The organism is Oleiagrimonas soli, assembly GCF_000761445.1.
Lineage (GTDB): Bacteria > Pseudomonadota > Gammaproteobacteria > Xanthomonadales > Rhodanobacteraceae > Oleiagrimonas > Oleiagrimonas soli.
On sequence record NZ_KN196470.1, the window covers coordinates 1,342,926 to 1,368,670 of the forward strand.

Below are 25,745 nucleotides of genomic sequence, written 5' to 3' on the forward strand. Positions count from 1 at the left end.
CTAGCATATCGGGATGATGCCGCAAGCCCGAAGCCTCGACGAACGCGAACCGCTGACCCCCTGCGTGAAGGTGTGCCGGCTCGACGCGAGCGGCTTCTGCGTGGGCTGCAAGCGCAGCGTCGAGGAAATCATGCACTGGGGCGCGATGTCGCGCGACGAGCGTCTGCACCTGATGCGCGAGGAGCTGCCGAAGCGTTGGACGGACTGATGCACCCGCGTTCCGATGCATGGCGTCAGGCGCTGCGGCCGTTGAGCGAGCCGCCGGGTCTGCCGGGCTGGAACCACGCCACGATGAGCGATCTGATCGGCGATGCGCCGCTGACTCCGGCCGCTGTGCTCGTGCCGGTGATCGATGCGGCGCAGCCCAGTGTGGTACTGACGCGGCGCACCGAGCATCTGGCCCGGCACGCAGGGCAGGTGGCGTTTCCGGGCGGCCGTGTGGATGCCGACGACAGCGACGCCATCGACGCCGCGCTGCGCGAGACCGAGGAGGAAATCGGCCTGCCGCGCAGCCACGTGCAACCGGTGGGCTTTCTGGATTGCTTCGAGACCGTCAGCGGCTTCGCCGTCACCCCAGTGGTGGCGCTGGTGTCGCCGCAGCGTCCGCCGTGGCGGCCCGAGCCGGGCGAGGTGGACGAAGTGTTCGAGGTGCCGCTGGCGTTCCTGCTCGATCCGGCCAACCTGCAGCGCTACACCATGCAGTACCGCGGCCAGGCGCGCGAGATGGCGGAGTTCCGCTACGGCCCGCACCGCATCTGGGGCGCCACGGCCGCGATGTTGACCAACCTGCTTGTCCGGATGGGAGTGTTGCCATGAGTCGTCCATTGATCGCCGCGCATGAACTGATGGCGCGCAACGCCGACGAGGTGCTGATTGTCGATTGCCGCTTCGATCTGGCCGACCCGCAACAGGGACGGCGCGCCTATCTTGCCGGTCATCTCCCGGGTGCAGTCTACGCCAGCCTCGACGAAGACCTTTCCGATCTGGACAAGATTCCGCAGGGGCTGGGCCGTCATCCGTTGCCCGAGCCGGATGCCTTCGCGCGCACATTGGAGCGCTGGGGCTGGAGGCCCGAGTTGACGGTGGTCGCCTACGACACCGTTGGCGGCGCGATGGCCGCGCGGCTGTGGTGGATGATGCGCAGCCTCGGTGCGAAGGCCGCGGTGCTGGACGGCGGCTTGAACGCCTGGCGCGAGGCGGGCGGTACCCTGCAGACAGGCGCGGTCGAGCGCGCGCCGAGCACGGTCGAGGCGCGCCTCGATCCGCAGGCGGCGATGGATTCGGCGGCGCTGCAACAGGCGCTGGCCGACGGTGCGGTAACGCTGGTCGACGCGCGCGCCGCGCCGCGTTTTCGCGGCGAAGTCGAGCCGCTCGATCGCGTTGGCGGTCACGTGCCCGGCGCGGTCAATCGTCCGTTTGCCGACAATCTCGGCGCCAACGGCCGGTTTCGCGCACCCGAGGATCTGCGCGCGGACTTCGAGCGGCTGCTGGCCGGACGTCCCCCGGAGCATAGCGTGCACATGTGCGGTTCCGGCGTCACCGCCTGCCACAACCTGCTGGCGATGGCGCATGCGGGGCTGCCCGGCGCGCGTCTGTACGCGCCTTCCTGGAGCGGCTGGATCAGCGACCCTGAGCGGCCGGTGGCGAAGGGCGAAGCCTGAGGCTGTCGCCGCGCGCGATGCCTTGCGTGCGGCGAGCCTTGCGCCGCCGCGAATCCGCGGCGGCGCAGAACATCATTTCTTGCTCTTGAGTTGTGCGACCAGCGCCTTCAGCACGCTTTGCGTCTCGTCGCTGAACCAGCCGTCGAGGAAGTCCTCGACCGGCAGGGCATCGAGGTCGGCGAAGGCGGCCGCCAGATCCGCACGCGCAATGGCGCGGGTGTTGCGCATGGCTTGCTGCGGCAATGCCAGCAGTGCATGTATCCAATGTTGTGCGCGCACCACCACTTCCTCGACCGGCGCCAGTTCGTCGACGAAGCCGCAGGCCAGGGCTTCCTCGGAGGTCAGCATGTTGCCGGCCACCAGCAGGCGCTCGGCGCGGTAGGCGCCGACCACGCGACGCAGCGCCAGTTGGATGCAGTCAGGCACGGTCAGGCCGACCTGCACCTCGTTGAGACCGATGCGGAACGGACCGCGCGCCATCACGCGGTAGTCGCAGAACAGCGCCAGCACGGCGCCGCCGGCGGGACTGTGGCCGGAGACGGCGGCGACGGATGGAATCGGCAGCCGCGCCAGTGTGCCGCACAGGGCGAAGAATTCGCGCCAGAAGGCGCGCATGCCGTTGCGGTCCAGAGTCAGCAGGGTCGGTACGTCCAGTCCGGCCGAGAACATGCCCTGACTGCCGGTCAGCAGCAGGCCGCGCGCGCCGCCGGACACGGCTTCCTCGATGCCGTGGCGCAGGCGCGTGATCAGTGCCGGATCCAGCGCGTTGACCGGCGGACGGTGGAGGCGGAGTTCGGCGACGCCTTCGCGGGTGGTGATGTCGAGCATGGGATTCTCCAGCTGCGGTCGAACGGGGGGATCAATCCTCCGCCGAGGTCCATTGGTAGCGCACGGCATAGTCCAGCGTCGCGGTGCCGTGGGCCGGCACGTCGACGTGGAATTCCAGCGTGTCCGGCGTCTGCCGCGCAGGCTGTTCGCTGGACGAGGTCAGCGTCCACTGCGTCCAGCGCGTGGGATGTTCGATCACGCTGACCGTGCGCGCGTTGTCGCCGGTGTTGGTCAGGGTGATGCGGAAACCTTCGTCGATGCGGCGTTCGGCCTTGTCGTAGTTGAAGCTGGTGCGCTCGCGTTGTGCGCGCAGATCGAACGCCGAGCCCAGCGTCAGACGCACCTGCGCATGCTCGGGCGTGTCGGCCACGCTGCCTTCGCCGATGAATTCCAGCGCGCCGTCCTTGTCCGCGGTCAGCACGCGCATGTGGCCCTCGGGCAGGGTGTCGGGCGCCTGGAACTGCAGCACGCTGGCGATGGCTCCCTGGGTGGCATTGGCGTCCATCGAGGCGTTGGTCATGGGGCGTGAGGGCGTCCAGGCGTTGCCGTTCTCGAACGTCCAGGTGCGCTGGCAGTCGAGCATGCGCGGCGCGTACAGCGGCGTCAGGGTGACGCTGTTGTCGGGCAGGTCGACGCTACCGGGCAGGGCGAACGTGCGATAGGCGTCCAGCGTGCCCTGCTGCGGCATCGGCGCGGCCTCGCTCTTGGCGCGGAAGCTCATCATCGCCGGGCGCGGGCCGCCGTTGTTGCCGCCGATGTTCGGCTGGCCGGCGACCAGCTTGATGTCGGCGTCATTCCAGTCGCGGCCGCTGCGGTTGGCGATGCTGGCCTGCGCGCGCAGACGCATGCGGCAACTGTTGCCGGGTTGCAGGGTGGCGGTGTAGGCGGCGCGCCAGCCGAGACCGTGGGTCGGGTAGGTCAGCACCGCGTTGCTGTGGCCGTCGTTGTCGGCCTGCACATGCACGATCAGGCGCGAGCCGCCGCCGATCTCGCCGTTGAGCAACTTGACCGCGCTGTACTGCTGCACCACGGTCGGGCCGAACACGTCGCCGCCGATGACCAGGCTGCCGTCGTGGCCGACGCTTTCCAGCTGCCCTTGCACCAGGGTCTGGCCGTTGTCGCCGATGACGCTGACCTGCTTGCCGATCTGGCCGATCAGCGCGCCGTTGTGGCCCTGCGACAGCAGCAGGCGCTGCGACAGGACTTTCACGTGGTCCGAGCCGAAGCTCAGCGTGACCGCTTCCGGTTCGAGGTAACTGGGCAGGTTGCCGATGGTCAGGTCCTGCGCACCCTTGGCGTAGCCCAGGTTGCGCTGCTCGCGGATCACCGCATAGCCGCTGTCGATCGACTGCGCGCCGGACTGGAACAGGCTGTTGTCGTTGCTGCGGTAGAGTGTCAGGTCCGGGCCGTCGGTAGCCAGTGCGACCGGGGTGACGAGAACGCCGGCCAGAGCCAGCGAGAGCAGAACGCGTTGCATGGTGGCGACCTCCGAGATGGACCGGCGCCCATCATAGCGGGCCGGACTGAATCGGGGGTGTGCCGTGCGCCACTCAGCAGCTGCTGGAGGCGGCGCTGCAGGCCGATGCGGTGGCCGCGGACGTCGCCGCCGTGATCGCCACCATCGCCGCCGCGGCGGTGGCGGCCTGCACCGCCTGCTGGGTGGCGGCGCCGACGCTGTCGGCCAGGGGCAGGTCGTCGAGCGTCTTCAGCTGTTTCTTTGCACGTGCGCGTTGATCGCGCGGATACAGTGCGTCGATCAGACGACAGCTTTCGGCCAGGCGGGCCAGCATGTGCGTGCGCGGATCGGCGGCGTTGCCGTGCAGCAGCACGGCGTCGAGGCGCTGGCGGATGTCGTGCTCGGCATGACCGTCGCGTTCCGGGTAGCGCGTGAGCCGGAACACCCACAGCACGCGCGATTCGTGTTTTTCCAACGTGCCGCGCGCCACCAGTCCGTCGATCAGGCGCTGACGCAGGTGCGGCAGCGCGCGACGCAAATGCTGCATCCAGTAGCTGAGGGACTTGCCGGGCTTGTCGTGCAGCGCCTGCGCCGTTTCCCGCAGCAGCGGCGGAAGCTCCTGCGGAACACGGTCGACGGTGATGCGCTTGCCGTCCAGCGCCAGCGCGCCGTGCAGCGTCAGCTCCATCAGCAGGGCGCCGGTGAGGCCGAAGTCGATGGCGATCTGCGCCTGCGGCAGCACGCGGCCGCGTTCGTCGTCGAGCGCCAGGAGCAGCAGCTCCTCGGCCAGCAGCAGATCGGCGGTATCGGTCTTCATGGCGAAACCGGATTCAGCGAGCGTTGTCGACAGCTTCGCGAATCGCCGCGGGCAGCGCAACCGAGGTGCCCTTGGCGGGATCGATCCACACCAGGGTCACGCGGCCGTCGCAGTACAGGCGGCCGTCCTTGCCGTCGACGATGCGATGGCCCAGCGTCATCGAACTGTTGCCCAGGCGCTCGCAGAACAGCTGCACCTCGACCTGCGCCGGCCAGTGGATCGGCGCGCGGTAGTTGAGCTCGCTGGCGGCCATCACCGGTTTCGCGTGCGCGTCCATCCAGTCGTCGGGCAGATGCTGCAGCCAGTCCAGGCGCGCCTGTTCCAGGTAGGTCAGGTACATCGCGTTGTTGACGTGGTTGAAGGCGTCCAGGTCGCGCCAGCGCACCTCGATGGGTGCGGTGAACAGCGGGGCGGGCGTGGCGTCGGTCATGCGCGTTTCCGTTTCTTGGTGGCTTTCTTGGCGGATGCCTTCGGCGCCGCCGTCTTCAGGTAGGGCTTGAGGAAGCGTCCGGTGTGCGAATCCTTGCTGGCCGCGACGTCCTCGGGCGTGCCCGAGGCGATGATGCGACCGCCGCCGGCGCCGCCTTCGGGACCCAGATCGACGATCCAGTCGGCGGTCTTGATGACGTCCAGGTTGTGCTCGATCACCACCACGGTGCTGCCGTTGTCGACCAGCTGGTGCAGCACGTCGAGCAGCTGCTCGATGTCGTGGAAGTGCAAGCCGGTGGTCGGTTCGTCGAGGATGTACAGCGTGCGGCCGGTGTCGCGCTTGGACAGCTCGCGCGACAGCTTCACGCGCTGCGCCTCGCCGCCCGACAGCGTGGTCGCGCTCTGGCCCAGCTTGATGTAATCGAGGCCCACCGCGCGCAGCGTCTGCAGCTTGCGAGCGATCACCGGCACCGGCTCGAACAGCTCCAGCGCTTCCTCGATGGTCATCTCCAGGACGTCGGCGATGGTGTGGCCCTTGTACAGGATTTCCAGCGTTTCGCGGTTGTAGCGTTTGCCGTGGCACACGTCGCAGGGCACGTAGACGTCGGGCAGGAAGTGCATCTCGACCTTGATCAGGCCGTCGCCCTGGCAGGCCTCGCAGCGGCCACCGCGCACGTTGAAGCTGAAGCGGCCCGGCTTGTAGCCGCGAGCGCGGGACTCGGGCACCTGCGCAAACAACTCGCGCAGCGGCGTGAACAGGCCGGTGTAGGTGGCCGGATTGGAGCGCGGCGTGCGGCCGATCGGCGACTGGTCGATGTCGACCACCTTGTCGAACAGATCCAGGCCCTCGACGCTCTCGTAGGCCGCCGGTTCGGTGCTGGTGCCGTTGAGTTCGGCGGCGATGAGGCGGAACAGGGTGTCGTTGATCAGCGTCGACTTGCCCGAGCCGGACACGCCGGTGACGCAGGTGAACAGGCCGGCGGGAATGTCCAGATCGACCTTCTGCAGATTGTTGCCGGACGCGCCGCGCAGGCGCAGCCACAGTTGTTCGTCCGGTTCGCGGCGCTGCTCCGGCACCTCGATGCCGCGCTGGCCGGACAGGAACTGGCCGGTGACCGAGCGCTCGGACTTCAGCACGTCCTTCAGCGTGCCCTCGGCGACGATCTCGCCGCCGTGCACGCCCGCGCCGGGGCCGATGTCGAGGATGTGGTCGGCGGCGCGGATGGCGTCCTCGTCGTGCTCGACCACGATCACGGTGTTGCCCAGATCGCGCAGGCGCGTCAGCGTGCCCAGCAGGCGCTCGTTGTCGCGCTGGTGCAGGCCGATGGAGGGCTCGTCCAGCACGTACATTACGCCGACCAGGCCGGCGCCGATCTGGCTGGCCAGGCGGATGCGCTGGGCCTCGCCGCCGGACAGCGAGTCGGCCTTGCGGTCCAGCGTGAGGTAATCCAGTCCGACGTCGACCAGGAACTTCAGACGCTTGCGGATCTCCTTGACGATCTTGGTCGCGATCTCGCCGCGCCAGCCGTCCAGGGTCAGCTGCTCGAAGAAGTTCTCCGCCGCCTCGATGGAATCGGCGCCGATTTCGGGCAGGGTGCGTTCGGCCACGAACACGTTGCGCGCCGAGCGGTTCAGGCGCTGGCCGCCACATTCGCTGCACGGCTTCTCGGCGATGTAACGCGACAGTTCCTCGCGCACGGCCGAGGATTCGGTCTCGCGATAGCGGCGTTCCAGATTCGGCAGGATGCCCTCGAAGGCGTGCTCGCGAGTGACCTTGCCGCCGCGCTCGGTCAGATAGCGGAAGGCGATCGCTTCGCCGCCGGAGCCGTTCATCACCGCGTCCTGCACCTTCTGCGGCAGCTCGTTCCACGGCGTGTCGACGTCGAAGCCGTAGTGTTTGGCCAGCGACAGGATCAGCTGGAAGTAGTGCGCGTTGCGGCGGTCCCAGCCGCGCACCGCGCCGCCGGCCAGCGACAGTTCGGGATGACGCACCACGCGCGCGGCGTCGAATACCTGGTTCACGCCGAGGCCGTCGCAGGCCGGGCAGGCGCCGATCGGCGAGTTGAACGAGAACAGTCGCGGTTCCAGCTCGGGCAGCGCGTAGTCGCAGATCGGGCAGGCGTAGCGCGAGGAGAACAGGTGCTCGGGCGCGTCCGCATCGTCGAGATCGGCGACGATGGCCAGCCCGTCGCCCAGGCGTAGCGCGGTCTCGAAGGATTCGGCCAGGCGCTGCTTCAGTTCGGCGCGCGGGCGGAAGCGGTCGATCACCGCTTCGATGGTGTGCTTCTTACGCAGTTCCAGCGGCGGCACGCTGTCCAGTTCGTGCACGTGGCCGTCGACGCGGGCGCGCACGAAACCCTGCGCGCGCAGTTGCTCGAAGATCTGCGCGTGCTCGCCCTTGCGCTCGCGGATCACCGGCGCCAGCAGCATCCAGCGCTTGTCGGCGTCCAGCGCCAGCGTGGCGTCGACCATCTGGCTCACGGTCTGCGCTTCCAGCGGCGTGCCGTGGTCGGGACAGCGCGGGCTGCCGACGCGGGCGAACAGCAGGCGCAGGTAGTCGTGCACCTCGGTGATGGTGCCGACCGTCGAGCGCGGGTTGTGCGAGGTGGCTTTCTGCTCGATGGAGATCGCCGGCGACAGACCCTCGATGCTGTCGACATCGGGTTTCTCCATCATCGACAGGAACTGCCGCGCGTACGCCGACAGCGATTCGACGTAGCGGCGCTGACCCTCGGCATACACGGTGTCGAAAGCCAGCGAGGACTTGCCTGAGCCGGACAGGCCGGTGATCACGATCAGCTTGTCGCGTGGCAGGTCCAGGTCCAGGTTCTTCAGGTTGTGCGTACGCGCACCGCGGATGCGGATCGGGCTCATGCGACGTTCCGGAAAGGTGATGTGGGTGAAAGCCGACACCGGAGATGCGGCCGAACCGTTACTATATCAATGCGAAGTCGTCGCAAAGCCTGCGACGGCACCATGGCATCCACCCAAGGAGAGACCGCATGAAAGCCTTTACCGCGTCCGGCATGGCCGCCGCTCTGATCTTTTCCCTCGCGACCGCCGGCGTGGCCCAGGCGCAGCCCAAGCAGGCGACGCCCGCGCAGGTGCGCCAGCTGCTCGAAGTCACCGGCAGCGGCAAGATGATGCACGGCATGATGGAGCAGATGAACAGCCGCATGTCGGGCTTCATGCAGCAGGCGCTGCCGTGCGTGCCGGCCAGCTACTGGAACGATTTCGCCGGCCAGAAGGCCGAGCAGGACTTGATCGACAAGCTGGTGCCGATCTACCAGAAGCACTTCACCGAGAGCGACATGGCCGGGCTGCTGAAGTTCTACCGCACTCCGCTGGGCCAGAAGGTGATCCACGAGATGCCCGAGACCATGCGCGAGTCGATGCAGATCGGCCAGTCCTGGGGCAAGACCCGCATGCAGGAGATGGTCGCCAAGCTGAAGAAGGACGGCACCATCACCGCCGACGGCAAGTGTCCGGCGACCAAGTCGGACGCCCAGTCCGGCGGCAAGTAACGCCTTCGCCCGCCTGCCGCCGCGGCAGGCGGGCGACATTCCACGCGAATCAGGGGCTTGCGTCGGCAAGCCCCTCGCCGCTAAAATCGCGGGTTCGCGCAAGACGCGAATCACCGAACGGGGCCGCAACGGTTCGCGAGACCCCGGAATAAGAACTACAGAAGGATCACCATCATGTACGCAGTCATCAAGACCGGCGGCAAGCAGTACCGCGTGATGCAGGGCGAATACCTGCGCGTGGAGAAGCTCGAAGCCGAAGTGGACAGCACCATCGAATTCGACCAGGTCCTGCTGGTCGGCGAAGGCGAGAACGTGACGGTCGGCGCGCCGATCATCGAGGGCGCCACGGTCAGCGCGAAGATTCTTTCGCACGGCCGCGGCAAGAAGGTCCGCATCGTCAAGTTCCGCCGCCGCAAGCACCACAAGAAGCAGCAGGGCCACCGTCAGCATTACACCGAAATCGAGATCACCGGCATCGCCGGCGGCTCGAAGTAAGAGGAGTCAGACACCATGGCACATAAAAAGGGCGTAGGTTCCAGCCGCAACGGCCGCGACTCCAACCCGAAATACCTGGGCGTGAAGATCTACGGCGGTCAGGCGGTCGAGGCCGGCAACATCATCGTGCGTCAGCGCGGCACCAAGTTCCACGCCGGCACCGGCGTCGGTCTGGGGCGCGATCACACGCTGTTCGCGCTGGTCGACGGCACCGTCGAGTTCAAGACCCGCGGCGACAAGAACCGCAAGTTCGTGAGCGTCGTCCAGGCCTGATTGCCCGGACATCGCCATCGACGCGACAGAGCCCCGCCATGCGCGGGGCTTTTCGTTGGGCGAGACTCGACGCGCGTCGTGGGTGGGCCGAAATCCCGGCTCCGTCCCGGCGTGTCGCGGCGACGGCGCTTCGCGTTACTCTTTATCCGGTCGCAGGTCTGCGCCGTCTCCGTGCTGCGGGATGTCGCGCTTTCTCGATGCCGGCTTGCTACCAAGGATGTCCGCTTGCGCGGCGATCCTGCACTTTCCACCTTCTTCCCGCGGTCACTGTCATCCATGAAATTCGTCGACGAAGCCAACATCAGGGTCAAGGCCGGCAACGGCGGCAACGGCTGCGTCAGCTTCCGCCGCGAGAAGTACATCCCGTTCGGCGGTCCGGACGGCGGCGACGGCGGCCGCGGTGGGTCGGTGTGGCTGGAGGCCGACGAAGGTCTCAACACGCTGATCGACTTCCGCCATCAGCGCGTGTTCAAGGCGCCGCGTGGCCAGGACGGCATGGGCAGCCAGATGTACGGCAAGGGCGGCGAGGACATTGTGGTGCGCGTGCCGGTGGGCACGGTCATCACCAACGTCGAGACCGACGAGATCATCGGCGATCTGACCGCGCACGAGCAGCGTCTGCTGGTCGCGCAGGGCGGCAAGGGCGGCCTTGGCAACATGCACTTCAAGAGTTCGGTCAATCGCGCGCCGCGGCAGTCCACGCCGGGCACGACGGGCGAGGAGCGCGAGCTCAAGCTCGAACTCAAGCTGCTGGCCGACGTGGGTCTGCTGGGGTTCCCCAACGCCGGCAAGTCGACCTTCATCCGCGCCGTGTCCGCGGCGACGCCGCGCGTGGCCGACTACCCGTTCACCACGCTGCATCCCGGTCTGGGCGTGGTGCGCGTCGAGGCCGACCGCAGTTTCGTGGTGGCCGACATTCCCGGTCTGATCGAGGGCGCGGCCGACGGCGCCGGCCTGGGTATGCAGTTCCTGCGTCACGTGGCCCGTACCAGCCTGCTGCTGCACCTAGTCGACATGGCGCCGATGGACGGTGCCGATCCGGTGGCGCAGGTGCGCGCGATCGAGGCCGAGCTGGAGCAGTTCGATCCGGCACTGCTGCAACGCCCGCGCTGGCTGGTGCTGAACAAGGCCGACCTGCTGCCCGAGGACGAGCGCGCGGTCCGGGCGCAGGAGATCGTCGATGCGCTGGGCTGGTCGCAGCCCTGGTTCCTGATTTCCGCGGTCGGTCGCGAGGGTACGCGCGAGGTCTGTCTGCAGGCGCAGCGCTTCTTCGATGCCCAGCGCGTGCAGGCGCGCGAGGCGGCCGAGGCCCGGGACGACGTGCGCATGCGCGGCGAGGCGGGCGAGGAGCCGCGTTCGTGAGTCCTGCGCTGCCGGGTCTCCGCGTGTTCGCGTGCCTGCGCCGGACCACAAAAAAGCCGGCTCGCGCCGGCTTTTTCGCTTGCACGCTCGAGGCTGGATCAGCCCAGGGCGTGAATCTTCGCGTTCAGGCGGCTCTTGTGGCGAGCGGCCTTGTTCTTGTGGATCAGACCACGCGAGGCGTAGCGATCCAGCAGCGGCGCGGCGTTCTGGAACGCTTCCGTCGCAGCGGCCTTGTCGTTGGCTTCGATCGCCTTGACGACCTTCTTCAGGGCAGTGCGCATCATGGAGCGCGCGCTGACGTTGCGCATACGCGACTGCTCGGACTGGCGCGCGCGCTTCTTTGCGGACTTGATGTTGGCCAAGGGATGACTCCGAATCTGTTGGCGTGGAAAAAGACGCTAATTATGGGGCGAGATAATAATGCAGTCAATGGTTTGGTGGCTACTCCCTTGATGGGGCAGGGAGAACTGAGGGCATGAAAAAGTCCAGTCTCCTGCGCGGGGTGCTGTCGTTCAGCAGCGTGACCATGCTTTCGCGCGTGTTCGGCCTGGTGCGCGACATCGCCATCAACGCCGCGTTCGGCGCCAATGCAGCCACCGATGCGTTCTGGGTGGCGTTCCGCATTCCCAATTTCATGCGTCGCCTGTTCGCCGAAGGCTCGTTTTCGACCGCTTTCGTGCCGGTGTTCACCGAGATCAAGGAAACCCGCAGTCACGAGGACCTGAAGGCGCTGATGGGGCGCGTCTCCGGCACGCTGGGCGGCGTGCTGCTGGTGGTCACGGCGCTGGGCATCTTCTTCGCGCCGCAGGTGGCCTCGCTGTTCGCGCCGGGTTCGCTGGATCAGCCGCATAAGCTGGATCTGACCATCGATCTGCTGAGGCTGACGTTCCCGTTCCTGTGGTTCGTGTCGTTGACGGCGATGGTCGGCGGCGCGCTGAACAGTTTCGACCGCTTCGCCATGCCGGCCTTCGCGCCGGTGCTGCTGAACCTGTGCATGATCGCCGGCGCCGTGTGGCTGGCACCGCGTCTGCAGGTGCCGATCATGGCGATGGGCTGGGCGGTGCTGGCCGGCGGCGTGGTGCAATTGATCTTCCTGGTGCCCTCGCTGCGCCGCATCGGATTGCTGACGCGGCCGCGCTGGGGCTGGCGTCATCCGGACGTGCGCCGGATCATGCGGCTGATGCTGCCGACCCTGTTCAGCTCCTCGATCTATCAGGTCAACCTGCTGCTGGACACGGTGATCGCCTCGTTCCTGCTGACCGGCTCGCAGAGCTGGCTGTCGCTGTCCACGCGTTTTCTGGAACTGCCGCTGGGCGTGTTCGGCGTGGCGCTGGGCACGGTGATCCTGCCGGCGCTGTCGCGCCATTTCGTCGACAAGAACGGCGACGGTTATTCGCGTTCGCTGGACTGGGGCTTGCGCATCGCGCTGCTGATCGCCTTGCCGGCTATGGTGGCGCTGCTGATGCTGTCCACGCCGCTGATCGCCACGCTGTTCCAGCACGGCAAGTTCAATGCCTTCGACACGCACATGGCGACGCTGTCGATCATGGCATTCGTGTCCGGTCTGCCCGCGTTCGCGCTGGTCAAGGTGCTGCTGCCGGCGTTCTATTCGCGCCAGGACACGCGCACGCCGATGCGGATCAGCGTGGCGGTGCTGATCGCGAACATGGCGCTGGCGCTGAGCTTCATCGCGCTGCTGTTCGTGTGGTGGGCGCCCGCCGCAGCGCGGCAGGTCGGCTGGCTGGACGGCATCGCCCAGGTGCCGGGCCTGCACATGGCGCTCGGCATCGCCAGCGCTCTGTCCAGCTACCTGCAGTTGGCGCTGTTGTGGCACGGCCTGCGGCGCGCCGGCGTGTTCCAGCGTCAGCCGGGCTGGCTGCGGCATCTGCTGCGGGTGACGCTGGCCTGCGCGGTGATGGCGGCGGTGCTGTGGCTGGGACGCGAGCACTGGGGCGGCTGGACGACCGAGCCGACCTGGACGCGCATCTGGCGGCTGGCCGCGATGGTGGCGGCCGGCGCGACGGCCTACGCGGGCGCGTTGTTTGCCGGCGGTTTCCGCTTGCGCGACCTGCGCGGCGCATGAGAGGGCGCGGCGACGGCGACGCATTCGCGTCGGCCGTGGGATGCGCTGGACAGGACCGCTATACTGGCGCGATGACTGAGGTTTACCGGGACGTCGCCGGGCCGTGCGTGGCCCCGGGCGGCAGCGTCGTCACCGTGGGCGCGTTCGACGGGCTGCATCGCGGCCATCGCGCGCTGCTGGCGCGCGTGCGCGAGCGCGCCGACGCGCTTGGCGTGGCGGCGACGGCGATCAGCTTCGAGCCGCTGCCACGCGCCTTTTTCTCGCCCGTGCCGGTGCCGCGTCTGGCGTCCGTGCGCGAGAAACTGGTCGGGTTGCGCGAGGCCGGCATGGATCGCGTCCTGCTGCTGCGCTTCAATGCCGCGCTGACGGCGATGACGGCCGAGGATTTCGTGCGCACGGTGCTGGTGCAGCGCGTGGCGGCGCGCGAGGTGTGGGTGGGCGGCGATTTCCGCTTCGGTCACAAGCGCGCCGGCGACTTCGCGCTGCTCGAACGCATGGGCGCGGCGCTGGGGTTCACGGCGAATGCGATGCCCGCGCAGCAGATCGACGGCGAACAGGTGTCCTCCAGCGCCATCCGCAAGGCCCTGGCCGACGGCCAGTTCGCCCATGCCGCGCGGCTGCTGGGCCGTCCCTTCGCGATCAGCGGTCACGTGGTCGAAGGCGAGAAGCTGGGGCGCACGCTGGGCTATCCCACGGCCAACGTGCCACTGGGTCCGCGCGTGACGCCGCTGCAGGGCATCTTCGCGGTGCGCGTCGATCTGGACGACGGCCGGCTGGGGCTGCCCGGCGTGGCCAGCCTTGGCGTGCGCCCGACCGTGAACCATCTGGCGCAACCATTACTGGAAGCGCATCTGTTCGATTTCGACGAAGATCTCTACGGTCGCCGCATCCGCGTCGAATTCGTCGAGCATCTGCGCGACGAGGCCAAGTTCGACGACCTCGACGCGCTGGTCGCGCAGATGGACCGCGACGCTGCGGCCGCGCGCGCCGTGCTGGGCATCGCGCCGGCCGAGGGAGCCTGAAACACCCGGCGGGCTTGCCTTGCGCAGGCGCGTCGTCAAAGATGCCGTTTCGTTTATTCCATATTGTCCATTGTTGACGATGTGGGAATCTGCCCTGATGGGGCAAAACCACACCGACCCGGATTCGAGTTGTCGATGAGCAAGGACTACAAGAGCACCATCCATCTGCCGCAGACGGAATTTCCGATGCGCGGCAACCTGCCGCAACGCGAGCCGTCGTGGCTCGAGGCATGGGCGCAGGCCGACCGCTATGCGCAGATCCAGCAGCGCACCGCCGAGCGCAAGCGCGTGTTCGTGCTGCACGACGGCCCGCCGTACGCCAACGGCGCGATCCATATCGGTCACGCGGTCAACAAGGTGCTCAAGGACATCGTGGTCAAGTCGCATTTGCTGGCGGGTTATCGCGCGCCGTACGTGCCCGGCTGGGACTGCCACGGCCTGCCCATCGAGATCGCGGTGGAGAAGAAGCACGGCAAGCCGGGCGACAAGCTCGACGCCGCCGCCTTCCGCCAGAAATGCCGCGAGTACGCCGCCGAGCAGGTCGATCAGCAGCGCGAGGGCTTCAAGCGCCTGGGCGTGCTGGGCGATTGGGACACGCCGTACCGCACGATGGACTTCCGTTTCGAGGCGGACATGCTGCGCGCGCTGGCGCGCATTGTCGGCAATGACCACGTGATCCGCGGCTTCAAGCCGGTGCACTGGTGCTTCGACTGCGGTTCGGCGCTGGCCGAGGCCGAAATCGAGTACGCCGACAAGCGCTCGCCGGCCATCGACGTGGCCTACGACGCGCTCGATCCGCAGGGCTTCGCCGCGCTGTTCGGCGCCGAGGCGGGCGACGCCGTCGTCGCCATGCCGATCTGGACCACCACGCCGTGGACGCTGCCGGCCAGCCTCGCGGTCAGCGTCGGTTCCGATCTGGAGTACGTGCTGATCGAAGGCCCGGCGCGCGACGGTCGTCGCGTGCTGCTGGCCGTGGCCGAGGCGCTGGCCGAATCGGTCGCGGCCCGCTACGGCGTCGAGAACGTCACGGTCCTCGGTCGAGCGAGCGGCGCCCGGCTGGAAAACCAGCTGCTGGCGCATCCGTTCTACGAGCGCGAGATTCCCGTCATCCTCGGCGACCACGTGTCGGCCGAGGACGGCACCGGCGCGGTGCATACCGCCGCCGGTCACGGTGCCGACGACTTCATCGTCTCGCGCCGCTACGGGCTGGTCGACAAGTATCCGGCCAACGTGCTGAATCCGGTGGACGCGCGCGGCGTGTACCTGCCGGGCACGCCGCTGTTCGAGGGCCAGCACATCTGGAAGGCCAACGCGGCCATCGTCGAGCTGCTGCGTGAGCGCCACAAGTTGCTCGCCTTCGTCGAGATCGAGCACAGCTACCCGCACTGCTGGCGGCACAAGACGCCGGTGGCGTTCCGCGCCACGCCGCAGTGGTTCATCAGCATGGAGAAGGAAGGGCTGCGCGACACCGCGCTGACCGCCATCAAGAGCGTGCGCTGGGTACCGAGCTGGGGCCAGGAGCGCATCGCCGGCATGGTCGAGGGCCGTCCCGACTGGTGCATCTCGCGTCAGCGCACCTGGGGCGTGCCGATCGCGCTGTTCGTGCACAAGCAGACCCAGGAACCGCACCCGGACAGCATCGAGCTGCTGGAGCAGGTCGCGCAGCGCGTGGAGAAGCACGGCATCGACGTGTGGGACACGCTCGATCCGGCCGAACTGCTGGGCGACGAGGCGGCCGATTACGAGAAGGTCACCGACGTGCTCGACGTGTGGTTCGACTCCGGCGTCACCCACGCCTGCGTCATCGACCAGCGTCCTGAATTGCAGGCCGGCGACGCCGAGGAATACCGCGTGATGTACCTGGAAGGCTCGGACCAGCATCGCGGCTGGTTCCAGTCCTCGCTGCTGACCTCGGCGGCCATGCACGGTCGCGCGCCGTACGACGCGGTGCTGACGCATGGCTTCACGGTCGACCAGAACGGCCGCAAGATGTCCAAGTCGCTGGGCAACGTGGTCGCGCCGCAGAAGGTGTTCGACACGCTCGGCGCCGACATTCTGCGTCTGTGGGTGGCCGCGGCCGACTACCGCAACGAGATGGCCGTCTCCGACGAAATCCTCAAGCGCGTCGCCGACAGTTACCGCCGCATCCGCAACACCTGCCGCTTCCTGCTCGGCAATCTGGCGGGCTTCGATCCGACGACCGATCTGTTGCCGGTCGAACAATGTCTGCCGCTGGACCAGTGGGCGATGCAGGTGGCGCATGACGTGCAGCAGGCCGTCACCGGCGCCTACGAGCGCTGTGACTTCCCCGAGATCGTGCAGCGCGTGCAGAATTTCTGCACCAACGAGATGGGCGCGCTGTACCTGGACATGACCAAGGACCGCCTGTACACGATGCAGGCCGACAGCCTGGGCCGCCGTTCGGCACAGAGCGCGATGTTCCGCATCCTCGAAGCGCTGGTGCGCTGGCTGGCGCCGGTGCTGAGCTTCACCGCCGAGGAAGTGTGGCAGCACATGCCGGGCGAGCGCGGCGAAAGCGTGCTGTTCGAGACCTGGTACGACGGTCTGGCGGCGCAGCAGGACAGCGCCGAACAGCGCCGCTACTGGGCCGATCTGCTTGCCATCCGCGAGACCGCTTCGCGCGTGCTGGAAGGCATGCGCAAGGCCGGCGACATCGGCGCGTCGCTGCAGGCCGAGGTCACGCTGTATCTCGACAAGGATCTGCTGGATCGCTACGCCGACATGGCCGCGGAGCTGCGCTTTTTCTTCATCACGTCCGACGTGAAGCTGGCGGCCCTGGATGCCCGTGGCGACGGCGCCGAGCGCGTCGAGCTGGACGAGGGCGAGGCCTGGGTTTCCGCAACGCCGAGCAGCGCCCTCAAGTGCGTGCGCTGCTGGCATCACCGTCCGGACGTGGGCAGCCATCCCGAGCACCCCGAGCTGTGCGGGCGCTGCGTGCAGAACGTCGACGCCGGCGGCGAGGAGCGTCGCTGGTTCTGATGCGGCCCACGTCTGTGTCGACGGACGCAGGCCGGTTCCGCTTTCTGCCGGGTCATGGCTTGCAGCGCATGTGCTGCACCGCGGCCCGGCCGGCACTCTCGGTCGCGATGCCGCCGATCAACCAGGATTTTCGATGAGCAAGCTGCCCAAACCCAATGCGCTGAGCTGGCTGTGGCTGACCGGCGTGGTCATCGTGCTGGATCAGCTGAGCAAGCTGTGGGTGCGTTCGAGCATCCTTCCCGGCCAGCAGATTCCGGTCGTTTCCGGGTTCTGGTACTGGACGCTCGCCTTCAACAAGGGCGCCGCTTTCAGCTTTCTGGCCGACGGCAGCGGCTGGCAGCGCTGGTTCTTCACCGTGCTGGCGCTGGCGATCAGTACCGGTCTCGCGGTCTGGATGGCGCGTACGCCCCGCCGCGACTGGCGTACGGCGCTGCCGCTGGCGCTGATCATCGGTGGCGCGCTGGGTAATCTCGTGGATCGGCTGCATGCCGGGCAGGTCACCGACTTCGTGCTGCTGTATTTCGGTCGCTGGGCCTATCCGGCCTTCAATCTGGCCGATTCGTCGATTTTCGTCGGTGCGGTGCTGTTGATCGGTTTCGGCATGTTCGGCGGCCCTGCGCACCGGTCGAAGTGAATCGAAGCGGCCGAACGGCCGCCGCCGGCCGTTGCCTCGGCTGCAGTACACTAAAACGGCCTACCGCGCGCTGTATCCGTCGGCGCGCTCCTCATGATCGTCAGGTTGCTTCATGGATATTGTTCTCGCCAATCCCCGCGGTTTCTGCGCCGGCGTGGATCGCGCCATCGCCATCGTCGAGCGTGCGCTGGAATCCTACGGCGCGCCGATCTACGTGCGTCACGAAGTGGTGCACAACCGCTACGTGGTCGACAACCTCAAGCGCAAGGGCGCGGTGTTCGTCGACGAGCTGCACGAGGTGCCGGACGACGCCACCGTCATCTTCAGCGCCCACGGCGTGTCCAAGGCCGTGCGCGAGGAGGCCGATGCGCGCCAGCTGAAGGTGTTCGACGCGACCTGTCCGCTGGTCACCAAGGTGCACATGGAGGTCGCGCGACTGGGGCGGCAGGGCCGCAGCGTGGTGCTGATCGGCCATGCCGGCCATCCCGAGGTCGAGGGCACGATGGGGCAGTGGAACCCGGCCAATACGGGCGAGATTCTGCTGGTGGAGTCGGTCGACGACGTGCAGGCGCTGACGCCGGCCACGCCCGACAACCTGGCCTATGTCACCCAGACCACGCTGTCGGTCGACGACACCAAGGCCATCATCGCCGCGCTGCGCGAGCGTTTTCCGAGCATCGAGGGGCCGCGCAAGGACGACATCTGCTACGCCACGCAGAACCGCCAGGACGCCGTGCGCCGACTGGCCGACGCGGTCGACGTGATGCTGGTGGTGGGTTCGGTCAATAGTTCCAACTCCAACCGTCTGCGCGAGCTGGCGCAGAAGGAAGGCACGCCGGCGTACCTGATCGACGGCGCCGAGCACATCGATCCGTCCTGGCTGGCCGGCGCTGCGCGGGTGGGTTTGACCGCAGGCGCCTCGGCGCCGGAGAACCTGGTGCAGGAAGTCATCGCCTGGCTGCGCGCGCACGGCGGCGACAGCGTGCGCGAGCTCGACGGCGAGCCGGAGAGCATCACCTTTGCCCTGCCGCGCGAGCTGCGTCAGGCCGAAGGCTGATCCCGAACAGGCTGTGTCGGCACATCCGGCTTGCGTGATCGCGCCCACCCGCCTAGAATCTCGCCTCTTTGCCGCTGCCGTTGTAGCTCAGTTGGTAGAGCAACTGATTCGTAATCAGTAGGTCGGAGGTTCGACTCCTCTCAACGGCACCAGATTCAAGACAGAACGGGCGTCCCGCGTGGACGCCCGTTCTGTTTTTGGGGTGGTGTGCGAATGGCCGTGCGGACAGCATCCGTGTGACGCGCGCCACAGGTTTGGCCATGCGATGCGCCGCTGGTCGGGCAAAAGCCGCCATTCGTCCGATAGCCGCTGGAAACCCGTGCGCTCCTGTCTATGCTGTATGCGGGGTATACAGATCAGGGGTTCGGATCGATGATCCATTTGACTACGCAGCGTCACGCACGTCGCCAAGCCGCGAATACGGCGATCTCAGGCACGTCGCGCACAAGCGCGCGATGGTGCGACCGGCGTGTCTCGAACGGCTTCACGCTCGTGGAATTGATGATCACGGTCGCGGTGGCCGCCGTGCTGGTCGCCATCGCCGTGCCCAGCTTCAGGAACATCACGCTCTCCAATCGCCTGAATGCGGCGGCTTCCGAAATGGTCGACTCGATCAACACCGCGCGCATGGAGGCGATCAAGCGCAACAACTACGCGCAGTTCTGCAGCAACAACAGCACCGAGAACGGAAGCGACACCCTCGGCGCCCAGTGCACGACGGCCGGTACGGGTGCGGCCGTGTTGTTGCAGGACGCCACCAAGAAAACTGTCTTCATCGCGCACGCGCCCGAGATCAAGGTCACCGCGCCGCTGCAGTTCAGCGGCGACCTGAAGGCGGTGCGGTTCAACGGTCAGGGCATGGGCGTGGAGCCGGACGGCACGGCGTTGGGGTCGAGCGTCGTCGTCGACATCTGCACCGACAAGCTCAGTTCCGACAACCATCGCCAGATTTTCGTGATCGGCGGCACGATCGTCCAAACCCAGAAAAGCAAGGGGACCTGCCCATGATGCGTTCATCGCTGCTCCGCATAGCCCGTCGGAGTCTTTGGACTGCGCGCAGGCGTGCATCTCAGCAGGGCGTCGGCCTGATCGAAGTCATGATCGCCCTGTTAGTGCTTTCGATCGGTTTTCTCGGTGTCGGCGCCTTGCTGGCCATGTCGCTCTCGACCAACAACAGCGCCATGTCGCGCAGTCTGGCCACGGTGGACAGTTACTCGATTCTCGACGCCATGCGCGCCGATCTGACGCAGGCCAAGGCCGGCGCCTACAACGGCACGATCAAGGCCGACACATGCTCGACCACGGCTTCGGGATTCGCGGGGGATCAGCTGAAAACGTGGTGTGCCCAGTTGCGGAAGGATCTGGGCGGCGCCCTGGCCACGACGAGCGGCACGGTGAATTGCAATAACCAGGGTGTCTGCACCATCACGATCCAGTTCGATGACAGCCGCGCTGGCGTAGGTGGCGATGCGAACCAGACCCTCAAGACCAAGGCCATCCTATGAACGCGTATCCGGAAAACCGTCGCCGAGCCGTTGCGGCCGGACAAGGTCTTGCAAAGCATAGCGGGGGCTTCAGCCTGATCGAATTGATGATCGCGATGGTGCTTGGCCTCGTGGTCATCGCCGGTGCCGGCAGCGTGTTTCTGGCCAGCTCGCGGACCTATCAGACCAACCAGGCCCTTAGTGACGTGCAGACCAATGCGCGCGTGGCCTTCGAGCTTCTGGCCCGCGACATCCGGCAGGCAGGACTGAACGGCTGCAACAACAACGGGCGCGTGGCGAATGTGCTGAACAATGGCCCGAACAACCCGTCGGGCTACGACCCGAGCCAGGACTGGTACACCACGTGGAGCAACGCCGTGCACGGCTATGATTCCACGCAGACCGACCCAGCCGTCGCCACGGGCACGGCGGTGAACGAGCGCATCGCCACCAGCGATTCCATCCAGTTGCTGGGCATCGAGGGTTCCGGCCTGAGCGTGGCTTCCACGCCTTCCAGCAATTCGGCCAACTTCAAGCTCAATAAGACGACCACGTCCCTGCAGAGCGGCGACATCATCGTCGTGTGCGACTACGACCACGCGGCCATTGTGCAGATCACCGTCCAGAACAGCAGCAATGTCGAGCTGGTGCATAACCAGGGCAACAAGACTTCACCCGGCAACTGCAGCAAGGGACTGGGTTATCCCACCAATTGCGACGGCAACGGTAACGGCAACGGCTATACCTTCGATCAAAATTCGCAGATTGCGAAGTTCAGCGCGGTGGATTGGTTCGTCGGCAACAACAACGACAACGGGACCTCGTTGTTCCGTACCAGCGTGGTGAACAAGGCCGGAGTTCCGACACCCACGCCGCAGGAAATGGTGCGTGGCGTCACCGGTATGAAAATCGCCTATCACCAGGCTGGTAACAGCAGTTTCCTCTCCGCGGCTTCGATTACCGATTGGAGTGCCGTGGATGCCGTGCGCGTCCATTTGTTCGTCACGAGCAGCGACACCCGTGCCGGTGTCGGATACAAGCCCATCGAACGCGATTTCTGGTCCACCACTACTATCCGCAATCGGGTGAACTGAGATGCATGCCAAGACTTTCGCCATTGCAGCGGGTGCTCGCGTCCTTCCATCCAGTCCGCGTTTCCGCAGGCGTACGTCGTATTTGCGGGGTGCCGGCAGGCAGCGCGGCGTGGCGCTGGTCATCGCCCTGTTGCTGCTGGTGGTGATCACGCTGGTCGGTTTTGCCGCCGTGCGCGGCACCATCGTGCAACAGAAACTGGCCTCCAACATGTACGACCGTCAGGTGGCCCTGCAGAACGCCGAGGCCGCCATGCGAGCGGCGTCCGACCTCATTGCCACCAGTCCGAATCTGATTGCGCGCAACTGCCAGACGGGCGGCACGGTGTGCGGTGCGAATCCGTTCGAGGATTCGGCGATCACGGCAAGCGACATCCACTCTGTGCAATCAGGTACCGCCCCTGGTCAGTACGTGATCGGCTCCGCAGCGACCGGGCAACCTCAGTACGTGATCGAGGACATGGGCAACTGGAGCGACGCTTCGCAGAACACGGGCTTCAACCAGACCGCCAATTCCCGCAATGCGGGCGTGCAGGGTGCATCGATCACGTCCACCTACTACCGGATCACCGCACGCAGCGGCGATCCGGGCGACAGCAACACGACCGACAATCGAGCCATCGTTACCTTGCAGGCCGTCATCAAGCGCGGATAAGCGGTCCAACGTCCCGCGTGCGAACGCATGGGATTATCCAGAGAGCGATATCGTCATGAACATCCGTTTCCCTTCCATCGGCAAGCCTGCGCACTTTCTGCGCAAACTTCTCGGAATCGGCCTTGTAGTGTGGATGGCTGGCGCGCCCTTCGTCACGGCGCAGGCTGCGGTCACGGTCGACCAGGAGCCTCTGGTGATCCAGCGTCCGTTGCCGCCGAACATGGTGCTCATGCTCGACGACTCTGGCTCGATGGCCTCCGACTACATGCCTGATTGGAACTATCTGGCCGATCGATCGTCGGATGGTCTGCGCGATTCCCTCGTCAACGGAACCTATTACGATCCGGGGCAGATCTACTCGCCGCCGCCGAAAGCGGACGGATCGTATTACCCCGACTCAGGTTCAGACGCCAACAATCCGCTGGGCACCGCGTACATCGATGGATTCCACACGTCCTATGGCACTCAGGATGTGACCCAGTATTACGGTAGCTATCGTTACTACGAATACCTGCAAGCCACGGTGGATGCCACCTATGACCCGGTCCCCGGGTGCAATGGTGGGGACACTTTGATCACCAGTGGCACCAACAGCGGGAAGTGCCAACACGAGGAAAGGTCGTATACCCTCTATGACGCGCGGGGATCGTACTGGAATCCCAAGTGCAATCAGGGCGATTATTATTCCAACCGACAGCAGCAGTGCGTTCATGTCGAGATCACGTACACCTATTATTCGCCGACCACGAACAACACCTGTCCCTCCGGGGGAAGCTATGACGCTACGTCAGGCAAGTGCGTGCGGTCCCAGGATGTCGACGCTTACCTGTTCACGTACACCACTGGACCTGTGGGCGGTCCGTATACCCGCCACTATGTAGGCAAGAATTCGGCCGACTGCGCCGTAGCCGCGGCGCTGGGAAGCGATTGCGATTTCAGTGCCTATACGCAGCAGAACGTGGCCAACTGGTTCTCGTACTACCGCACGCGCATCCTGATGGCGAAGAGCGGCGTGATGAACTCGTTCTCGAACATCACGCCCGATTTCCGTATCGGTTTCGGTTCCATCAACAACCGCAATATCACCGACATCAAGGCAACCGGGCACTACACAACTTTCAATTCCGACTACATTGCGCAGGTCCAGCCGTTTGGCGATGGATCTTCGGGCACGCAGAAGGCCTATCTCTGGGATTGGCTGGCCAATATCAGTCCGAACAATTCTACGCCGTTGCGCAAAGCGTTGGACGCAGTGGGCCAGTATTACGAGACGGCGCAGCCGTGGCAGACATCCGGCACGGATACGACCGAACTGACATGCCGGCAGTCCTACACGATTTTGACGACGGATGGCTTCTGGAACGGCAGTGCGCCCAGTACCGTCATCGGGAATGCGGATGGTTCGGCTGGCGATCCGGTCACTAGTCCGGACGGCAAGACTGCCAATACCTACACGGTAGCGCAGCCTTATTCGGATGACCAGTCCGATACGCTGGCCGATGTCGCCATGAAATACTGGAAAACGGATTTGCGCACCAGCGTGTCGAACGAGGTGCCGGTGCCGGCCAATGGTCAGGATCCGGCTTTCTGGCAGCACATGGTCACGTTCACCTTGGGTCTCGGTTTCGATCCCGTCGGCATCAAGCCGTCAGGTACGAGCATCGAAACCATTCAGGACTGGGCCGATCATCCAAACGCCACGGATGCAAACGGCAACGCGCTGTATCCGATCGCTAACTTCAGCTGGCCGACGCCGACTGGGAATTCGATCAACAACATCGCCGACCTGGCGCATGCTGGCATCAACGGCCATGGCGGTTTCTACTCCGCAAAGAATTCGAAGGACTTTGCCAACGCCATCAAGGATGCACTGGCGCGCGCCAGGTCCCGCAATGGTTCGGGTTCCAGCCTGGCGGCCAACTCCACGGAGCTGAAGACGGGAACGGTGACCTATCAGGCCGTCTACGTCACCGAGAAGTGGGAAGGCGATCTTCGCGCCTATCCGCTCGACCCGGTAACCGGCGATGTCGCCAAGGACCCGAGCTGGAATGCGGCGCAGAACATTCCTTCGGCAGCGAGTCGAAATATCTACACCTACAATCCCTCCACCGGGCAGGCTGTCGCGTTCAAGGACATCTCGTCGCTTTCCAGCGCGGAACAGTCCGCTCTGGGCAGCAATGCAACCGAGCAGCAGGCTATTCTCGATTATCTGCGCGGCGATCCGACCAACGAGCAGAAGAACGTGGCCAGCGGCACGGGTTATCGAAACCGTTCCACGCCGCTGGGAGACATCGTCAGTTCGCAGCCGATCTACATCGGCGCACCGAGCGCGAACGATTTCTACAACCAGACCTTCACGGGCAGCGCTGACTACGACAGTTTCGTTACCGCAAAGCTCAACCGCACTCCCGAGATGTATGTGGCCAGCAACGACGGCATGCTGCACGCCTTCGACGCTGGCAGCGGCAAGGAAACCTATGCGTACATGCCCGCCGCCGTCATCACCGACGGAATCAAGAACCTTGCGGACCCCGACTACGGTTCGCCGACCGTACCGCATCAATATTTCAACGACGGCGAACTGACCGCGGCCAACGTGTACTACGGCAGTGCTTGGCACACCGTGCTGGTGGGCACCACCGGTCGGGGTACGGCCAAGGCGGTCTATGCGCTGGATGTTACCAATCCGGCCTCGATCCAGTTCCTGTGGGAACGTTCTGCAGGCGACGGCAAGACGGGAAGCGACTACATCGGTCAGATGACCGGCAAACCCGTCATCGCCCAGACAGCCAACGGTCAGTGGTCGGTGATCATGGGCAACGGCTACAACAGCACCAAGGGTGTCTCCGCGTTGCTGCAGTTCGACATTTCCACCGGCGCCATGACGGTCTATCCCACGTCCGATACCACCGCCAACAATGGTCTGGCGGCTCCGGTAGTCTGGATCGACGACATCAGCAACGGTCTCGGCACGACGGCTTACGCGGGCGACCTGCACGGCAATGTCTGGTCCTTCAAGCTCAATTACACGAGCAGTACGCCGCCCACCGGCACGCTTCTGTTCACGGCCACCGACGGAAGCAAGGCGCAGCCGATCACGTCAGGCATGCTGGCTGGCAGGAACCCCGACACCGGTGATCGCTGGCTGTTCTTCGGGACCGGTCAATACCTGAATGCCGGCGACCTCAACGATCTTTCGGTGCAGAGTTGGTACGGCATCATCGTCGACACCAAGACGCCGAAGTTGATCAGCAATCTGCTCACGAACGGGCGCAGCTCGCTCCAGCAGCGCTACATTGTGGCCGAAACGCCCGGCGACGACAGCGTCACGCCGGCCATCCTTCCGGCGCGTGCGATCACGCCGGCGCCGACCACGCCGGACATGACGGGCAAATCCGGTTGGTTCATCGATCTGGAAACGCCGGTGACCACCACGGATTCGACGACCGGTACGACTACGACCACGTACATGCCGGAAGGCGAGCGCATGGTGACGACCAACCAGTTCCAGGGCAGCCTGTTGTTGGGTACCACGCGCATCCCGCTCGCCACCGATCCGTGCAATCCTTCAGGACGCGGTTGGATCATGGCCATCGACCCGTTCACCGGTACGAATCCGCAGTCCAACTTCTTCGATGTCAATGGCGACGGAAGCGTGAACGCGGGCGACAGCATCACGGTCGGCGGCAAGACCTACGCCAGCGCGGGTCTCGGTTATCAGTCTTCGCCGAACAATCCGATCTTCGTCGGCAACAACATGTATACGAACCTGGACAACAACGATCTGAGTATTCTCAAGCGCAAGACGTCCGGAAACTCGGGTCAGACGGTTCGTGTTTCGTGGCGTGAGCTGACGACTCAATAAGGGGGAGCG

At 65.8% G+C, this 25,745-nt stretch carries 23 protein-coding genes and 1 tRNA gene; 18 read left to right on the plus strand and 6 right to left on the minus strand.

Going from position 1 to position 25,745, the window contains the following annotated elements; genetic code table 11:
- Positions 1-13: 13 nt before the first annotated feature.
- Genes LF63_RS16240 through LF63_RS05860 form a run of 3 tightly spaced genes read left to right on the plus strand, consistent with a single transcriptional unit; the run spans position 14 to position 1,661 of the window.
- On the plus strand, positions 14-208 hold the full coding sequence (locus LF63_RS16240; RefSeq protein WP_043100285.1) for a DUF1289 domain-containing protein: 195 nt from the start codon (positions 14-16) through the stop codon (positions 206-208).
- Positions 208-816 carry a CoA pyrophosphatase gene (locus LF63_RS05855; protein ID WP_043100287.1) on the plus strand — a complete coding sequence of 203 codons (609 nt, stop codon included), beginning with the start codon at positions 208-210 and terminating at the stop codon, positions 814-816. Before LF63_RS16240 ends, LF63_RS05855 begins: the two co-directional genes overlap by 1 nt.
- Positions 813-1,661, plus strand: a complete 849-nt coding sequence (locus tag LF63_RS05860) for a sulfurtransferase (protein WP_043100288.1) — start codon at positions 813-815, stop codon at positions 1,659-1,661. The genes LF63_RS05855 and LF63_RS05860 overlap by 4 nt, the downstream gene beginning before the upstream one ends.
- Before the next feature lie 72 nt (positions 1,662-1,733).
- Here the strand turns inward: LF63_RS05860 and LF63_RS05865 are convergent, their stop codons facing one another.
- The 5 genes from LF63_RS05865 to uvrA form a co-directional block, all read right to left on the minus strand.
- On the minus strand, positions 1,734-2,489 hold the full coding sequence (locus tag LF63_RS05865; RefSeq protein ID WP_043100289.1) for an enoyl-CoA hydratase/isomerase family protein: 756 nt from the start codon (positions 2,487-2,489) through the stop codon (positions 1,734-1,736).
- 31 nt (positions 2,490-2,520) lie between these two features.
- On the minus strand, positions 2,521-3,966 hold the full coding sequence (locus LF63_RS05870) for a DUF4139 domain-containing protein (protein WP_043100290.1): 1,446 nt from the start codon (positions 3,964-3,966) through the stop codon (positions 2,521-2,523).
- Positions 3,967-4,039: 73 nt separating this feature from the next.
- Positions 4,040-4,762: a GOLPH3/VPS74 family protein gene (locus LF63_RS15205; protein ID WP_052394752.1), complete on the minus strand. Its 723-nt coding sequence runs from the start codon at positions 4,760-4,762 to the stop codon at positions 4,040-4,042.
- A 13-nt stretch (positions 4,763-4,775) separates the two neighbouring features.
- A complete protein-coding gene (locus tag LF63_RS05880; protein WP_043100291.1) occupies positions 4,776-5,192 on the minus strand; it encodes an acyl-CoA thioesterase in 417 nt (138 codons plus the stop codon).
- Positions 5,189-8,065, minus strand: a complete 2,877-nt coding sequence (gene uvrA, locus LF63_RS05885) for an excinuclease ABC subunit UvrA (RefSeq protein WP_043100292.1) — start codon at positions 8,063-8,065, stop codon at positions 5,189-5,191. Before uvrA ends, LF63_RS05880 begins: the two co-directional genes overlap by 4 nt.
- A 128-nt stretch (positions 8,066-8,193) precedes the next feature.
- Here uvrA and LF63_RS05890 point away from each other — a divergent pair, with 128 nt between their 5' ends.
- The 4 genes from LF63_RS05890 (at position 8,194) to cgtA (ending at position 10,845) form a co-directional block, all read left to right on the plus strand.
- Positions 8,194-8,715, plus strand: coding sequence for a DUF2059 domain-containing protein (locus tag LF63_RS05890; RefSeq protein ID WP_043100293.1), 522 nt, complete (start codon positions 8,194-8,196; stop codon positions 8,713-8,715).
- A 174-nt stretch (positions 8,716-8,889) separates the two neighbouring features.
- The gene (rplU, locus tag LF63_RS05895; RefSeq protein WP_043100295.1) at positions 8,890-9,210 is read left to right on the plus strand and encodes a 50S ribosomal protein L21; all 321 of its coding nucleotides are present in this window, start codon (positions 8,890-8,892) and stop codon (positions 9,208-9,210) included.
- 15 nt (positions 9,211-9,225) lie between these two features.
- Positions 9,226-9,483, plus strand: coding sequence for a 50S ribosomal protein L27 (gene rpmA / locus LF63_RS05900; protein ID WP_043100296.1), 258 nt, complete (start codon positions 9,226-9,228; stop codon positions 9,481-9,483).
- Between the two features lie 276 nt (positions 9,484-9,759).
- The gene (gene cgtA, locus LF63_RS05905; RefSeq protein ID WP_043100298.1) at positions 9,760-10,845 is read left to right on the plus strand and encodes an Obg family GTPase CgtA; all 1,086 of its coding nucleotides are present in this window, start codon (positions 9,760-9,762) and stop codon (positions 10,843-10,845) included.
- Positions 10,846-10,943: 98 nt separating this feature from the next.
- On the opposite strand, the gene rpsT is transcribed toward cgtA, so the two are convergent.
- Positions 10,944-11,207, minus strand: a complete 264-nt coding sequence (rpsT, locus tag LF63_RS05910) for a 30S ribosomal protein S20 (RefSeq protein WP_043100300.1) — start codon at positions 11,205-11,207, stop codon at positions 10,944-10,946.
- A 113-nt stretch (positions 11,208-11,320) separates the two neighbouring features.
- On the opposite strand from rpsT, the gene murJ reads away from it, so the two are divergent.
- The 11 genes from murJ to LF63_RS05965 all read left to right on the plus strand — a co-directional run bounded on the left by murJ (position 11,321) and on the right by LF63_RS05965 (position 25,736).
- Positions 11,321-12,928: a murein biosynthesis integral membrane protein MurJ gene (gene murJ / locus LF63_RS05915; protein WP_043100302.1), complete on the plus strand. Its 1,608-nt coding sequence runs from the start codon at positions 11,321-11,323 to the stop codon at positions 12,926-12,928.
- Between the two features lie 71 nt (positions 12,929-12,999).
- Positions 13,000-13,950, plus strand: coding sequence for a bifunctional riboflavin kinase/FAD synthetase (locus tag LF63_RS05920; RefSeq protein WP_043100304.1), 951 nt, complete (start codon positions 13,000-13,002; stop codon positions 13,948-13,950).
- 135 nt (positions 13,951-14,085) lie between these two features.
- On the plus strand, positions 14,086-16,950 hold the full coding sequence (gene ileS / locus LF63_RS05925) for an isoleucine--tRNA ligase (RefSeq protein ID WP_043100306.1): 2,865 nt from the start codon (positions 14,086-14,088) through the stop codon (positions 16,948-16,950).
- Positions 16,951-17,083: 133 nt separating this feature from the next.
- Positions 17,084-17,584 carry a signal peptidase II gene (lspA, locus tag LF63_RS05930; RefSeq protein WP_043100308.1) on the plus strand — a complete coding sequence of 167 codons (501 nt, stop codon included), beginning with the start codon at positions 17,084-17,086 and terminating at the stop codon, positions 17,582-17,584.
- 112 nt (positions 17,585-17,696) lie between these two features.
- Positions 17,697-18,641, plus strand: a complete 945-nt coding sequence (ispH, locus tag LF63_RS05935) for a 4-hydroxy-3-methylbut-2-enyl diphosphate reductase (protein ID WP_043100310.1) — start codon at positions 17,697-17,699, stop codon at positions 18,639-18,641.
- Between the two features lie 76 nt (positions 18,642-18,717).
- Positions 18,718-18,793 (plus strand) — tRNA-Thr (locus LF63_RS05940).
- Positions 18,794-18,974: 181 nt separating this feature from the next.
- Positions 18,975-19,649: a GspH/FimT family pseudopilin gene (locus LF63_RS05945; RefSeq protein WP_235205276.1), complete on the plus strand. Its 675-nt coding sequence runs from the start codon at positions 18,975-18,977 to the stop codon at positions 19,647-19,649.
- Positions 19,649-20,146: a type IV pilus modification protein PilV gene (pilV, locus tag LF63_RS05950; protein ID WP_184655119.1), complete on the plus strand. Its 498-nt coding sequence runs from the start codon at positions 19,649-19,651 to the stop codon at positions 20,144-20,146. The genes LF63_RS05945 and pilV overlap by 1 nt, the downstream gene beginning before the upstream one ends.
- Positions 20,143-21,219, plus strand: a complete 1,077-nt coding sequence (locus LF63_RS05955; protein ID WP_081945115.1) for a prepilin-type N-terminal cleavage/methylation domain-containing protein — start codon at positions 20,143-20,145, stop codon at positions 21,217-21,219. Before pilV ends, LF63_RS05955 begins: the two co-directional genes overlap by 4 nt.
- 109 nt (positions 21,220-21,328) lie before the next feature.
- The gene (locus LF63_RS05960) at positions 21,329-21,871 is read left to right on the plus strand and encodes a pilus assembly PilX family protein (protein WP_043100315.1); all 543 of its coding nucleotides are present in this window, start codon (positions 21,329-21,331) and stop codon (positions 21,869-21,871) included.
- Between the two features lie 55 nt (positions 21,872-21,926).
- Positions 21,927-25,736 (plus strand): pilus assembly protein, encoded by a 3,810-nt coding sequence (locus LF63_RS05965; protein WP_043100316.1) that lies wholly within the window; start codon positions 21,927-21,929, stop codon positions 25,734-25,736.
- Positions 25,737-25,745 lie beyond the last annotated feature (9 nt).

Excerpts from the sequence above, each read along its gene's own strand:
- pilV (WP_184655119.1), top strand. The coding sequence starts at position 19,649 with ATGCGTTCATCGCTGCTCCGCATAGCCCGTCGGAGTCTTTGGACTGCG.
- murJ (WP_043100302.1), top strand. The coding sequence starts at position 11,321 with ATGAAAAAGTCCAGTCTCCTGCGCGGGGTGCTGTCGTTCAGCAGCGTG.
- LF63_RS05920 (WP_043100304.1), top strand. The coding sequence starts at position 13,000 with ATGACTGAGGTTTACCGGGACGTCGCCGGGCCGTGCGTGGCCCCGGGC.
- LF63_RS05965 (WP_043100316.1), top strand. The coding sequence starts at position 21,927 with ATGAACATCCGTTTCCCTTCCATCGGCAAGCCTGCGCACTTTCTGCGC.
- ileS (WP_043100306.1), top strand. The coding sequence starts at position 14,086 with ATGAGCAAGGACTACAAGAGCACCATCCATCTGCCGCAGACGGAATTT.
- cgtA (WP_043100298.1), top strand. The coding sequence starts at position 9,760 with ATGAAATTCGTCGACGAAGCCAACATCAGGGTCAAGGCCGGCAACGGC.
- LF63_RS05870 (WP_043100290.1), bottom strand. The coding sequence starts at position 3,966 with ATGCAACGCGTTCTGCTCTCGCTGGCTCTGGCCGGCGTTCTCGTCACC.
- LF63_RS15205 (WP_052394752.1), bottom strand. The coding sequence starts at position 4,762 with ATGAAGACCGATACCGCCGATCTGCTGCTGGCCGAGGAGCTGCTGCTC.
- LF63_RS05855 (WP_043100287.1), top strand. The coding sequence starts at position 208 with ATGCACCCGCGTTCCGATGCATGGCGTCAGGCGCTGCGGCCGTTGAGC.
- lspA (WP_043100308.1), top strand. The coding sequence starts at position 17,084 with ATGAGCAAGCTGCCCAAACCCAATGCGCTGAGCTGGCTGTGGCTGACC.
- ispH (WP_043100310.1), top strand. The coding sequence starts at position 17,697 with ATGGATATTGTTCTCGCCAATCCCCGCGGTTTCTGCGCCGGCGTGGAT.
- LF63_RS05890 (WP_043100293.1), top strand. The coding sequence starts at position 8,194 with ATGAAAGCCTTTACCGCGTCCGGCATGGCCGCCGCTCTGATCTTTTCC.
- LF63_RS05955 (WP_081945115.1), top strand. The coding sequence starts at position 20,143 with ATGAACGCGTATCCGGAAAACCGTCGCCGAGCCGTTGCGGCCGGACAA.
- LF63_RS05945 (WP_235205276.1), top strand. The coding sequence starts at position 18,975 with ATGCTGTATGCGGGGTATACAGATCAGGGGTTCGGATCGATGATCCAT.
- rpmA (WP_043100296.1), top strand. The coding sequence starts at position 9,226 with ATGGCACATAAAAAGGGCGTAGGTTCCAGCCGCAACGGCCGCGACTCC.
- rplU (WP_043100295.1), top strand. The coding sequence starts at position 8,890 with ATGTACGCAGTCATCAAGACCGGCGGCAAGCAGTACCGCGTGATGCAG.
- LF63_RS16240 (WP_043100285.1), top strand. The coding sequence starts at position 14 with ATGATGCCGCAAGCCCGAAGCCTCGACGAACGCGAACCGCTGACCCCC.
- uvrA (WP_043100292.1), bottom strand. The coding sequence starts at position 8,065 with ATGAGCCCGATCCGCATCCGCGGTGCGCGTACGCACAACCTGAAGAAC.
- LF63_RS05880 (WP_043100291.1), bottom strand. The coding sequence starts at position 5,192 with ATGACCGACGCCACGCCCGCCCCGCTGTTCACCGCACCCATCGAGGTG.
- LF63_RS05865 (WP_043100289.1), bottom strand. The coding sequence starts at position 2,489 with ATGCTCGACATCACCACCCGCGAAGGCGTCGCCGAACTCCGCCTCCAC.
- LF63_RS05860 (WP_043100288.1), top strand. The coding sequence starts at position 813 with ATGAGTCGTCCATTGATCGCCGCGCATGAACTGATGGCGCGCAACGCC.